This window comes from Paractinoplanes ferrugineus (assembly GCF_016862195.1).
Taxonomy (GTDB): domain Bacteria; phylum Actinomycetota; class Actinomycetes; order Mycobacteriales; family Micromonosporaceae; genus Actinoplanes; species Actinoplanes ferrugineus.
Map to the genome: position 1 here is coordinate 1 of NZ_BOMM01000041.1, position 13,037 is coordinate 13,037.

The window sequence follows — 13,037 nt, forward strand, 5'->3', positions numbered from 1 at the left end:
GGGCGACTGGGTCGTCGTCATGCACGAGGGCCAGGACGAACCGGAGATCCTGGATGCTCTCAAGAACTCCCGCGCCCAGCTGCGGGTGATAACCGCCGGGGCCGAGATCCCCACCGGAACGACCGGGATCATCTCCCTGCTCGCCCTGGACGCCACCGAACACCCCGACCATCCCGGCACCTCCACCGGCGCCCTCGCCACCGTCTCGCTGGTCCAGGCTCAGCATCAGGGTCGCTTGTGGACACTCACGCGGGCCGCCGAGACCGATCCGTGGCAGGCCCAGACCTGGGGACTCGGCCGGGTCGCCGCCCTCGAACACCCCACCACCTGGGGCGGGCTCATCGACCTCAACGGCGACCTCGACCCCGCCGCCCTGCACACCGCGCTGACCACCACGGCCGGCGAGGACCAGATCCGGCTGAACGGCGACCAGATCCACGGCCGCCGGCTGCGCCGGGTCGCCGTCGCGCCCGGCCGCCCGTGGTGGACCGGAGGCGCCACCCTGATCACCGGCGGTACCGGCGCCCTCGGCCGCCACACCGCCCGCTGGCTCGCCGGTCAGGGCGCACCCGAACTCATCCTGACCAGCCGGCGGGGACCGGAAGCGCCCGGCGCAGCCGAACTGCAAGCCGAACTCGGTGCCACGGTCAGCATCGTCGCCTGCGACATCACCGACCGGGCCCAGGTGGCCCGGCTCATCGCCGAGCACCCGAACATCCGGGCCGTGGTGCACGCCGCCGGGACGACCACGACCGAACTACCGGTGGCCGATCTCGACGTCGCCGCCTACACCGCCACCACGGCCGCCAAGGTCGTCGGGGCCGAACTGCTCGACGAACTGCTGCCCGACGATCTCGACGCCTTCGTCGTCTACTCGTCGATCTCGGCGACCTGGGGCAGCGCCTACTCCGGCGCGTACGCCGCGGCCAATGCCCACCTGGACGCCCTCGTTCGCCGGCGGCGGACCGGAACCTCGATCGCCTGGGGTCCGTGGGCCGGCGGCGGGATGGCCGACGACGACTATCTGCGCCGGCTCGGCCGGCGCGGGATCACCGCGCTGACCCCGCAGTACGCCACGGCCGCCCTGCGGCACACCGGCCCGGCCGCGGTAGCGCTGATCGCCTGGGACACGTTCGCGGACTTCTTCACCGTCAACCGGCCCAGCCCGCTGATCCAGCACCTGGTCACCGTCCCGGAAAAGACCGCACCGGCCGACTTCCGGCGACTCCCGGTCGCCGACCAGCGGCCGCACCTGACCGAGCTGGTCCGCCGCGAGGTGGCCGACGTGCTCGGGCATGCGGACGGCAATGAGGTCACCGAGGACCGGGAGTTCCTGTCCCTGGGCTTCGACTCGCTGACCGCGGTGGACCTGCGCAACCGGCTCACCAAGCTGACCGGTCTCGGCCTGCCCAGCTCGCTGGTCTTCGACTATCCGGTGGTCGGCGAACTGGTCACCCACCTGCTGGAGAAGAGCACCGGCGAGCGGGCCCCCGCCGCTTCCCCGGCCGCGCTGCCGAGCGACTCCAACGACACCCTCGTCGGCCTTTACCGCAAGCTCGGGCTGCTCGGCAAGATGCAGGACGTCGAGTCGTTGCTGACCGGTGCCTCAGCCCTGCGGGAGCGGTTCGGCAGCCTGGCCGAGCTGGGCCACGGCGCCCACGTCAGCACCCTGGCGCAGGGCGAAGGCGGGCCGCAGATCGTCTGCTTCCCGCCGTTCGCGCCGGTCGACGGCTCGTTGCAGTTCGCCCGGCTGGCGGCCTACTTCCGGGGGCGCCGCAAGGTCTCGGTGGTCACAGTGCCCGGTTTCCTGCCGGGCGAGCCGCTGGCCGGGTCGGCCGAGGTGCTGATCGAGGTGCTCGCCGACGCGGTGCTGCGGGCCGCCGGTGGCCGCCCCTACGCGGTGCTGGGCTACTCGTCCAGCGGCTGGCTGGCCCAGGCCACCGCGGTGCACCTGGAACGGCAAGGACACGGGCCGGTGGCGGTGGTCCTGCTGGACACGTACCTGCCGGACGGGATGACCCTCCAGATGCGCAAGGCGATGACGTACGAGGTGGTCGAACGCCGGATGCGCTTCACCTCGATGCACTACGAGGGGATCACCGCGCTGGGCACCTACCGCGGCATGTTCCGCGGCTGGCGGCCCGACCCGATCGATCGCCCGACGCTGTTCGTCCGGCCCGACGAGTGCATCCCCGGCGCACCGGAGGAACCGATGACCGGCGACGACTGGCGGGCCGTGTGGCCGCTGCCGCACGCGGAGGCGAACGTGCCCGGCGACCACTGCACGATGATCGGCGAGTACGCGGAGGCGACCGGCGAGGCCGTCGAGAAATGGCTGAGCGGACTGGGCGACGGACCGGGGATCGCGGGCACCCCTAGTCTCCCCTCAATCCCCTGAATCCGCTGGGAGCAGGGCCGTGTAGGGGTTCCGCGTCCCGGCGCCGACTGGACTAATCGTTACCAGTGATCGGCTGCGAGAAATGGTTCTCATCGAGCGCGATCGCCCCTGGGAAATGCGGTCGTCGATCGATCGCTCCGGCATTTCCGGCCGCGGAGAGAGCAGCGACTGACAATGCACCTTCTGGTCAATGAAACGCGGCATCGGGTCACCGGCGAAATCGTCGTCCCGCGGTCGAAATACCACGCCCACCGGGCCCTGATCCTGGCCTCTCTGGCCGATGGAGTCAGCGTCGTCCACGGCCTGTCGGACGCCCGGCACGTCGAGTACACCGTCCAGTTGCTGCGCGGCCTCGGGGTACGCATCACGCGCGCCGGCGACACCTACGTAGTCCAGGGGCTCGGCGGCTGCTACCAGCCCCGCCGGGAGACGGTCTCGGCCGGCAGTTCCGGCACCACGCTGTACTTCATGATCGGACTGACCTCGCTGTCCGACCGTGCGGTCTCGGTCACCGGCCAGAAGTACTTCCGCCGCCGGCCGGTCGCGCCGCTGTTGCGGGCGCTCGAGCACATGGGTGTGGAGCTGTCGTCGGCCGATGACTGCCCGCCCGTACACGTGCGGGGCCGCCGGCCCACCGGCGGGCGGGTGAGGATCGCCGGGACGCTGTCGCAGTGGATCTCGGGGCTGATCCTGCTGGCGCCGTTCGCGACCGGGCCGACCACCATCGAGGTCGAGGGCGAGCTCAACGAGCGGACCTACCTGGAGCTGACGGTCGCGATGATGCGTCAGTTCGGGCTGCGGGTGACGGTCTCCGACGACTGGCGCCGCTTCGACATCGAGCCCGGCCAGCGGGCCCAGCCGGTCGAGCTGACGCTGCCACCGGACATCGGCTCGGCCGCCTTCGGCATCGCACTGTCCGCCCTGCACCCCTGCGACGTGCTGTTGCGCGGTATGACGAGTCTCGAGGGCAGGGCCGCCGACCACCCGGAATTCCACTTCGTCGACGCCGCCCGGGCGATGGGCGTGCCGCTGGAGCTCGACCTGGCCGCCGGCGGCCTGCGCATCCGGCAGGACGCGCCCCGGCTGCGCGCGATCGATCTGGACTGCCGTGACATGCCCGACATGCTGCCGATCCTGTCCACGATGGCGGTCTTCGCCGACGGCGAGTCGGTCTTCCGCAACGTCGCCCACACCCGGCTCAAGGAATCGGACCGGGCGGCCGCGATGACCCAGCTCGCGGCCATGGGCGGCAACCTCGACCTGGGCCCCGACGAGCTGCGGATCCGTGGGGTGGAACGGCTGCGGGGCACGCGACTCAAGTCGTACAACGACCACCGGGTGCTGATGTCGCTCGCGGTGGCCTCGACCCGGGCCGCCGGATCGACGACGCTCACCTACCCGAACGCCTACCGGATTTCCTACCCCGGCTTCCTCGACGCGATGACCGCGCTCGGCGCCTCGATGTCCGTGCGGACTCGCCCACCGGCCGCCGGCCCGGCCCGGCGACTGGAACCGGAGGTCCTCGACCCGGACCGGGCGGCCGAGGTCACCCTGCCCGAGTGGCTGCGCCGCCGCGCCGCCGACCGGCCGGCGGACACCGCGCTGGTCGACGTCCGCCCGGACGGCGACCTCGAAGTGAGCTGGGCCGAACTGGCCCAGCGCGTCGAGCAGGCCGCCGCTCTGCTGCTGCGGCTCGGTGTCCGGCCGGGCGAGAACCTGGCCTATCAGCTTCCCAACCGGGTCGAGTTCGTGGTGCTGTCGTTGGCCGCGCTGCGGATCGGCGCCGTCTGCTGCCCGATCATCCCGTTCTTCCGCGAGCGCGAGGTCGCCTTCGTACTGCGCCGCGCCCACGCCAGGGTGCTGGTCGTCGCCGACCGCTACCGCTCGCGGGAGCCCGCCCGCGAGGTGCTGGCGCTGGCCGCCGAGGACCGGGGACGGCTCGAGCACGTCGTCGTCGTGGCCGATTCGGGCGGCCCGGCCGACCTGCCGGCCGCGGACGGCAGCGGGCCGGCCGTGCGCGACTGGTCGCAATCGCTGGCTGAGGCCACCGTCGACCGGGCGGCGCTCGACGCCTTCGTGCCGAGCCCCGCCGCCACCGCCCAGCTGCTCTTCACCTCGGGCACGACCGGGGAACCCAAGGGCGTCATGCAGCCCTCGCGCAACCTGACCCGGGCCGCCGCCATGGAGATCCGGCACCTCGGCCTCACCGCCGGGGACACGATCTGGGCGCCGTCCCCGCTGGCCCACCAGACCGGTTTCCTGTACGGCATGGTGCTGGCGCTGGTCCTCGGCGTGCCGCAGATCGTGCAGTCCGAATGGGACGCCAAGCGCGCCCTGCAGTCTCTCAACCAGCACGAGGGCACGTTCGTCCAGGCGGCCACGCCGTTCCTGTCCGACCTGGTCGACGCGGTCGAGCTGACCGGCGAGGTCCCGGAACACCTGCGGATCTTCGTGGCCACCGGGGCCACCGTCCCACGCGGCCTGGCCGACCGGGCCGGCCGGGTGCTGGGCACCGCCGTCTGCGGCGCTTTCGGTACCACCGAGACGTGCCTCGGCACCCTGTCGGCCCCCGGCGACGAGCCGAGCCGGCGCTGGGGCTCCGACGGGCGCGCGCTGGACGGCATCGAGCTGCGCATCGTCGACGACGCCGGCACCCTGCTGCCGGCCGGTGCGGAGGGCAACTTCGAGCTGCGCTCGCAGACGATGTTCGACGGCTATCTGGACCGGCCCGACCTGACCGCCGAGGTGTTCACCGCCGACGGCTGGTACCGCACCGGCGACCTGGCCACCCTGGACGCCGCCGGCGCGCTGCGGATCACCGGCCGGATCAAGGACGTGATCAACCGGGGCGGGGAGAAGATCCCGGTGGCCGAGATCGAGCAGTTGCTGTTCGAGCATCCCGCGGTGGCCGACGTCGCCATCGCCGCCATGCCCGACGAGCGCCTCGGCGAGCGCGCCTGCGCCTTCGTCGTGCTGCGCCCCGGCACCGAGCTGTCGCTGGTGCAGGTGACGGCCTATCTCGACGAGCATCGGGTGGCCAAGCAGTACTGGCCGGAGCGGCTGGAGCCGGTCGCCGCGCTGCCCCGCAACCCGATCGGCAAGGTGCAGAAGTTCGAGCTCAGAGCGTTGGCGCGCGACTTTCGCGCCCGAGGAAAGCAGTGACACAGATGATGGATGATCAGCAGTTCGGCGTCCTGAGGGCACAGGTCGAGCAGTGGGTGCGGGGGCCGGGCGAGCTGTGGGCCGAGCGCATCGAGGAGACCGGTGAGGTGCCCGAGCAGCTGTGGGCCGAGCTCAGCGACCTCGGCTTCCTGCGCATCGCCGCCCCCGAGGAGTACGGCGGCCAGGGCCTCGGCTTCGCCCGCTGGATGGAACTGATGGAGATCTTCTCCCGCTCGCACGGCTCGATCCGGATGATCGTGCACGTCGTCAACGGCATCTGGCGCTCGATGGACGGCCACGCCGACGACGAGCAGCGCAAGCGCTTCGTCATCCCGTCGATCACCGGCGAGATCAAGATCGCGTTCACCCTCACCGAGCCGGGCAACGGCACCGGTGCCGACATCACCACGTCGGTGGTCCGGGAAGACGAAACCTACTATCTCTCCGGTCGCAAACACCTGATCACCTTCGGCGTACGGTGCGACTACTACCTGCTGGCGGCCCGTCTCGAGGGCAGCACCGGCAAGAACGGCACCGTCGCCCTGCTGGTACCGCGCGACGCCCCCGGCGTGACGGTCGAGGACACCTCCAACACGATGGGCGTCGTCGGCACCGACCACGCCTCGCTGACCTTCGATCGCACCCCGGTCCCGGTCGACCACCGGCTCGGGGCCGAGGGCGAGGGCCTCGACGTCTTCCTCGGCGGCTTCCTCACCCCGTCGCGGATCTCCGTGGCGATGAGCTGCGTCGGCCTGGCGACCCGGGCCCAGCAGCTCGCGGTCGACTACGCCCGCAACCGGGTCACCTTCGGCAAGGCGCTGACCCAGCGCCAGGCCATCCAGTTCATGCTGGCCGAGAACGCGGCCGACATCGAGGCCGCCCGGCAGCTGGTGCTGCACGCGGCGCGGCGGTTCGAGGCCGGCGAGGCCGACGCCTCCCTGCAGTCGTCGATGGCCAAGATGCACGCCGTGACGATGCTGACCGCGGTGACCGACAAGGCCCTGCAGGTGCACGGCGGCCTCGGCTACTGGAAGTCGCAGAAGATCGAGCGCGTGTACCGCGACGCTCGGGCGCAGCGCTTCGAGGAAGGCACCAACGAGATCCAGAAGACCGTGGTCTTCCGGGAACTGCTCCAGCTCGCGGCGGCGAGCGAGGGGCAGACCCGATGAACAGTCAGGAGAACGAGCAGATGCCCGAGCACAAACAGGTTTCGCTGATCACCGGCTCGTCCCGCGGCATCGGCCGGGCCCTGGCCATCCGGCTGGCCCGGCGGGGCGGCACCGTCGTGGTCAACTACAAGCGCAACGAGGACCTGGCCAAACAGGTGGTGGCCGAGATCGCGCTGGCCGGCGGGCACGGTTTCGCCGTGCAGGCCGACGTGGAGACCACCGAGGGCGTCACCGCGCTCTTCGACGAGGTCGCCAACCGGTGCGGGCGCCTCGACCACTTCGTCTCCAACGCGGCCGCCAGCGCGTTCAAGAACATTATCGACCTCGGCCCCAAGCATCTGGACCGGTCGTACGCGATGAACCTGCGCCCTTTCGTGCTCGGCGCGAAGGAGGCGGTGAAGCTGATGGACAACGGCGGCCGGATCGTCGCGCTGTCCTCGTACGGCTCGATCCGCGCCTACCCGACCTACGCGACGCTGGGCGGGATGAAGGCGGCGATCGAGTCCTGGGTGCGCTACATGGCGCTGGAGTTCGCCCCGTACGGGATCAATGTCAACGCGGTCAACGGCGGCCTGATCGACTCCGATTCGCTGGAGTTCTTCTACAACGTCAAGGGCATGCCCGCCATGCAGGGTGTCCTGGACCGGATCCCGGCCCGCCGGGCGGGCACCGTGGGCGAGGTCGCCGACACGATCGCTTTCCTGCTCGGCCGGGGGGCCAGCTACATCACTGGGCAGACCCTGGTGGTCGACGGTGGTCTCAGCGTGGTCGCCCCGCCGTTCTTCGCGGACGCGGACGACGACCTGGCACTGCCGCCCAGGCCGACACGCACGCCGCAGACAGCCTGAGCGGATGCTCGACCACGTTTTCCGTCCGGGGACGATCGGCCGCCTGCGGCTGCCGCACCGGATCGTCATGGGGGCGATGCACCTCAACCTGGAGACCCGCGACGACGACGGCGCCGCCCTGGCGGCGTTCTACGCGGAACGGGTCCAGGGCGGAGCCGGTCTCATCGTCACCGGTGGCAGTGCGGTCAGCCCGGCCGGAGCCGGCGGTCCCGGCTACGGGGTTCTCACCGACCCCGCTCATCGATCGGCGCTGGGCACCGCCGTCCGCGCGGTCCACGAGGCCGGCGGCGCCATCGCCTCGCAGCTCTTCCACGCCGGGCGGTACGCGCTGCCGGGTGTGCGTGGAGTGGACGGCCCGCCCCTCGCCCCCTCGGCCGTGCCCAGCCGCTTCGCCCGCAGCACTCCCCGGGAGATGACCCCGGAGGAGATCACCGGCACGATCGCGGATTTCGCCCGCGGGGCGGCCACCGCCCGCGCGCTCGGCTTCGACGCGGTCGAGGTGATGGGCTCCGAGGGCTACCTGATCAACCAGTTCACGGCGCCGCTGACCAACCGGCGTACCGACGACTGGGGTGGTGACGCCGGACGGCGGCGCCGGTTCCCCCTGGCCGTCCTGCGGGCCGTGCGCGAAGCCGTCGGTCCGGACTTCCCCGTGCTGTTCCGGATCTCGGTGGCCGACCTGATCACCGGGGGCACCCCCGAGCTCGAGGTGCTCGACCTGGCCATCGCCCTCGCCGACGAGGCCGACGCCCTGGCGGTCGGAGTCGGCTGGCACGAGTCCCCGGTGCCGACGGTCCAGGCGCAGGTCCCGGCGGGCGCCTGGGCCCGGCACGCGGCCACGGTCAAACACGCGTTGGCGGCGGCCGGCCGGACCGGGGTGGCCGTGATCGCCGCCAACCGCTTCGACCGGCTCGAGCAGGCGGACACCGTGCTGGCCGCCGGACAGGCCGATTTCGTGGCGATGGCCCGGCCGTTCCTCGCCGACCCCGCGATCGTCGCCAAGTCCCGGGCCGGGCGGGCCGGCGCCGTCGAGCTGTGCATCGCTTGCAACGAGGCCTGCATCGACCGCTCGTTCGGCGACGAGGTCGTCTCCTGCCTGGTCAACCCGCGGTCGGGACACGAACTGGAATTTCCGGCCCACCGCACCAGCCGGCCGGCCCGGCGTTACGCGGTGATCGGCGCCGGGCCGGCCGGGCTGGAGGCCGCCCGCACGCTGGCCCGGGCCGGCCACCAGGTCGAGGTCTTCGAGGCCGCGGAGGGACCCGGCGGCCAGTTCCGGTTCGCCGCGATGGTGCCCGGCAAAGCCGCCTTCGGCGAAGCCATCCGGCGGCGGGTCGGGGAACTGACCGAGCTCGGCGTCACCCTCCGGCTCGGCCACCGGGTCGACGCCGGCGACGTGCCCGCCCTGGCCGCGCTGGACGGCGTCGTGGTCACGACCGGGGTCCTTCCCCGGCGCCCGCGGCTGTCCGGGGCCGAGCTGCCCCACGTGCTGGACTACCCGGCGGCCTTCGCCGACCCGGCGGTGCTCGGCCCGCGGGTCGCGGTCATCGGCGGGGGCGGCATCGCGGTCGACCTCGCTCACCTGCTGACCGGCTCCGGCCGGGACCCGCTCACGGCCGGCGATTTCCCAGCCGGCTGGGCGACGGCCGAGCGGTCCAAGGTCGACGTCACGATCATGCGCCGCTCCGGCCGGATCGGGGCCGGGGTCGGCGCGTCCACCCGCTGGGTGGTGCTGGCCGAGCTCCGGGCCGCGGGCGTACGGATGCTGACCGGCCTGGCGTACCGGGAGATCACCACCGCCGGCGTGAGCGTCGTGGACGGCGCGGGCGCCGAGTTCACGATCCCCGCGGACCATGTCGTGATGGCCGCCGGGCAGGTCGGTGACACCGCCGTCAGCGAGCTGTTGAGCGGCGCCGGGGTCCCGTTCGTCGCGGCCGGCGGGGCGGCCGCCGTGACCGCGCTGAACGCCGTCCGGGCCACCGCTGAAGGGCTGCGGGCCGCGCACGAGATCGCTCGTCGTTAGGGGTGCGTAGGGGTTCTGGACCGGCGTTGCCCTCTTGTTGACTGAGGGGGATTCGCCGTCTCCCTCCGAAAAGGACCCAGCGTGCCAAAGCTGCTTGTCGAGGACTTCCCCGTCCGGTGGGGAACCCGACGGTGACGGCACTCCTTTCCGGACCGGGTGACCCGCGGTGAGCGGCGTCCGGGACCTGGCGAGAGTTCCCCGTCTGCCCCAACTCTTCCTCTGGTCGATGCTGGGCCGGCTCAACGTCTCGCTCCTGCCGGTCGGGCTGTCACTGATGCTGGTGCGCTGGAACGGCTCGTACGGCATAGTCGGGGTGGTCGGCGGCGCCCTCACCCTGGGACAGGCGGTAGCGGGCCCGCTGCGCGGCCGGGCCGCGGATCGCGGCTCCACCCGCCGGCTTCTGGTGATCACCGGCATCGCGTACGCGATCGGCCTCGCCGTGATCGTGACGCTGGTGGCGACGTTGCCCGCGGGCGGCTGGCCGGTGGTCGTCGCCGTCGCGGTCGTCACCGGGTTGACCGCGGTCCCGGTATCGCAGATCAGCCGGGCGACGTGGCCCAGAGTGGTGGGGCCGGAGCTGACCCGCACGCTCTACACGGCCGAGGCGACCGCCTCCGAGGTGATCACCACCACCGGGCCACTGCTCGCCGCCCTGATCATCGGCGTTGCCGGGCCGGCCTGGGCGGTCCTCGTCACGGCCCTCGTCGCCCTGCTCTCGGCGCTCCTGTTCGCCGCTGCGCTCGGCCGGGCCGGTCTCGGTGCGGAACGCCTGCCGTCCCGCACCGAATCGGCCGCCCAGCGGTCCCTGCTCACCGAGCGGCGCTTCGTCCAGGTGGTCGTCATCTCGATGCTGGTGATGGCCGCGATCTTCACCGTCAACCTGTCGGTGGTGGCCTGGACGCAGAACATCGGCCGTCCCGCCCTGTCCGGGGTGCTGATCGCCGGCTGGACCGGGGGTTCCCTGGCCGGCGGCATCGCGGTGAGCACCTTCGCCCGGCGAGTGCCCCGGGCGCCGAGGGTGGCCGGGCTCACGATCGGGATGGCCGTGCTGGCCGTCCTGTTGCCGCCGGTCGTGACCACGTCACCGATCGGGGTCATCGCCGTGGTGCTGTTCCTCGGCGGCACCGCCATCGCGCCCACCCTGGCGGCCAACTTCGAGGAGGTGGCCGAGTCCGCGCCCCGCGAACGCCGGGCGGAGGCGTTCGGCTGGCTGGCCACCGCCAGCACCGGCGGCGCCGCGTCGAGCCTCCCGCTGGCCGGGGTGCTGATCGACCGGTCCGGGCCCGCGGCAGCGGTCGCCGCCGGGGCCGCTCTGGTCCTGGTCGCCCTGGTGCTCACCCTCCTGAGCCCTCGACCACAGGTGCCGCAGAACGACAGGGTCGAAGGAGCGAACGCATGACCCCGACCACCCGGCCGACTACCTATCCGATGAGCAGAGCACCCGGCTGCCCGATGGACCCGCCCCCGCGGTACGCCGAGCTACGGGCCAAGGAGCCGGTCTCCCGGGCCACCCTCTGGGACGGCACCTCGGCTTGGCTGATCAGCCGGCAGGACGACATCCGCGCGCTCCTGTCCGACTCACGGGTCGTTGTCGACGCTCTCAGTCCGGGCTTCCCCTGGCTCAGCGAGCTGTCGAAGGCGGTCTGCAGCGCCGCCGACGGGCAGCGGTCCCCCGGCCGGATGGACCCGCCCGAACACACCGAGATGCGCCGGATGCTGGCCCCCCACTTCCTGGTCAAGCGGGTTCGCGCGCTGCGTCCGGCAACCGAGGAACTGGTCGACGGCCTGATCGATCAGCTACTGGCCGGGCCACGGCCGGTCGACCTGGTGCCGGCCCTGGCGAAACCCGTGCCATCCACAGTGGTCGGCTGGGTGCTGGGTCTGCCGCCGGATCGGCGGGCGAGCTTCGACGCGGCCACGGCCCGGCTGTTCGACGGGAACGGCACCCCGGAGACGGCCCTGGCCGCCCGCAACGACTTCGTCGCCCAGCTGGTCGACCTGGTCGAATTCCGGTCCAGGGAGCCGGACGACGGCCTGGTCAGTCGGCTGATCGGGTTCACTGCCGAGGGCAGGCTGTCGCGGCCGTCGCTGCTCCTGCAGATCACCCTTCTGGTCGCGGCCGGCTACGACACCACGGTCAAGATGATCTCGACCGGAGTACTCGCCCTGCTCTGCCACCCCGAGCAGGCCGCCCTGCTGACGGCCGGGCCGGAGCGGGCCGAGGACGCGACCGAGGAACTGCTGCGTTATCTCACCGTCGCCGAGTTCGCGCCCAAGCGGGTGGCCACCGCCGACCTCGAGATCGGCGGCCAGGTGATAAAGGCCGGCGAGGGCATCATCTGCCTGATCAGCTCAGCCAACCGTGACGAGGCCGTCTATGAGCACCCGGACGTGCTCAACATCGATCAGGCCGCCCGCAAGCACCTGGCCTTCGGCTTCGGGGTCGATCTCTGCGTGGGGCACACCCTGGCCCGGATGGAGCTGGAGGTCGTCTACGGCGCGCTGTTCCGCCGGTTGCCGGGCCTGCGGCTGGCGGTCCCGTTCGAGGACGTCCCGTTCTCCGGCAGCCTCGACGTCCAGGGTGTCAGGAGTCTGCCCGTCACCTGGTGAACCGACCCGGCCTGGCCGCCCCGCCGGACCGGGCCCGGAACGTCAGCCGCGGCCGTCGGTGCTGGAGCCGGTCGAGCTTCGCCCGCACCGAGGTGGATTCGCGCGGTTCGGATTCACGGCGGCTGTCCGGTGACCAACGGCGTCTCGGCGCGGAAGCTGTGACCGCGCTGCTCGCCGAGGCCGCAGTAGGGGCGGAAGTTGTAAATCAAAGGGTTCCAGGCCGCCGGGTCGATGTGATCGGTGCCGGGTACGACGATGCGGGAATCGGCGTGCACCGCGACGACGTGGGCCTCGACGACGAGGAACTCACCGCCGGCGTCGGTCCGGATGCCCGCCGCGCGGGCTTCCAGTCGCAGCGGACATCCGGCAACCCGTCCGGCCCCCCACCGGCGGCACCCTCGCCACGGATGCCGTCTCGGCGCGGCGGTCGCCGGGTTCGCTTCACCGGCGGCAGGTTGCGACACCACGACGCCGCGCTCCCGACGGTGCGCTGGTCCCTTCCCGCCCCGCTCGGGATTCGCGGCGTCATCGCGGACCTGCTCTCCCCCGACCCGTCGGCACCTACGGCGGTCGACGAGCGGGGTCGCTCGGCGCAGCTCTTCGTCGTCGGCGCCCGGGTCCGCTCCGGCGACACCGAACGCCGCCTGACCGGCGCCGGCCGCGACGTCTACGCCATCAGCGGGCCGCTCGCGGTGGAAGCAGTCGACCGGATCCTCACCGGGCGCACCCGGGCGCGGGCGGGATCGTGTCCGCCGGTGCGGTCTTCGACGCCCCGGACTTCCTCACCGCCCTGTCCGCGCACCTGAAGCCGCACACCTGAGCGTCCC

Annotated in this window: 8 protein-coding genes and 1 pseudogene; 8 read left to right on the plus strand and 1 reads right to left on the minus strand. The window is 72.3% G+C overall.

The window, feature by feature from the left end; genetic code table 11:
* The 7 genes from Afe05nite_RS22885 to Afe05nite_RS22915 form a co-directional block, all read left to right on the plus strand.
* Positions 1–2,398: type I polyketide synthase (locus tag Afe05nite_RS22885; protein WP_203819219.1), on the plus strand; the 2,398-nt coding region annotated here is incomplete at its 5' end.
* A 174-nt stretch (positions 2,399–2,572) separates the two neighbouring features.
* On the plus strand, positions 2,573–5,560 hold the full coding sequence (gene aroA, locus Afe05nite_RS22890; RefSeq protein ID WP_203819220.1) for a 3-phosphoshikimate 1-carboxyvinyltransferase: 2,988 nt from the start codon (positions 2,573–2,575) through the stop codon (positions 5,558–5,560).
* Between the two features lie 5 nt (positions 5,561–5,565).
* Positions 5,566–6,729, plus strand: coding sequence for an acyl-CoA dehydrogenase family protein (locus Afe05nite_RS22895; protein WP_203819221.1), 1,164 nt, complete (start codon positions 5,566–5,568; stop codon positions 6,727–6,729).
* Positions 6,726–7,577, plus strand: coding sequence for a 1-cyclohexenylcarbonyl-CoA reductase (chcA, locus tag Afe05nite_RS22900; protein ID WP_203819222.1), 852 nt, complete (start codon positions 6,726–6,728; stop codon positions 7,575–7,577). The genes Afe05nite_RS22895 and chcA overlap by 4 nt, the downstream gene beginning before the upstream one ends.
* A 4-nt stretch (positions 7,578–7,581) precedes the next feature.
* Complete coding sequence (locus tag Afe05nite_RS22905) at positions 7,582–9,600, plus strand: oxidoreductase (protein WP_203819223.1); 2,019 nt, start codon at positions 7,582–7,584, stop codon at positions 9,598–9,600.
* A 166-nt stretch (positions 9,601–9,766) separates the two neighbouring features.
* On the plus strand, positions 9,767–10,999 hold the full coding sequence (locus tag Afe05nite_RS22910; RefSeq protein ID WP_203819224.1) for an MFS transporter: 1,233 nt from the start codon (positions 9,767–9,769) through the stop codon (positions 10,997–10,999).
* Complete coding sequence (locus Afe05nite_RS22915; protein WP_203819225.1) at positions 10,996–12,210, plus strand: cytochrome P450; 1,215 nt, start codon at positions 10,996–10,998, stop codon at positions 12,208–12,210. Before Afe05nite_RS22910 ends, Afe05nite_RS22915 begins: the two co-directional genes overlap by 4 nt.
* 113 nt (positions 12,211–12,323) lie before the next feature.
* On the opposite strand, the pseudogene Afe05nite_RS22920 reads toward Afe05nite_RS22915, so the two are convergent.
* Positions 12,324–12,584 (minus strand): annotated as a pseudogene (locus Afe05nite_RS22920) (flavin reductase family protein); the annotation flags it as partial.
* On the opposite strand from Afe05nite_RS22920, the gene Afe05nite_RS22925 reads away from it, so the two are divergent.
* Entirely contained in the window at positions 12,480–13,016 is a 537-nt protein-coding gene (locus Afe05nite_RS22925; protein ID WP_203819276.1) for a hypothetical protein, read from the plus strand. The pseudogene Afe05nite_RS22920 and the gene Afe05nite_RS22925 overlap by 105 nt on opposite strands.
* Positions 13,017–13,037 lie beyond the last annotated feature (21 nt).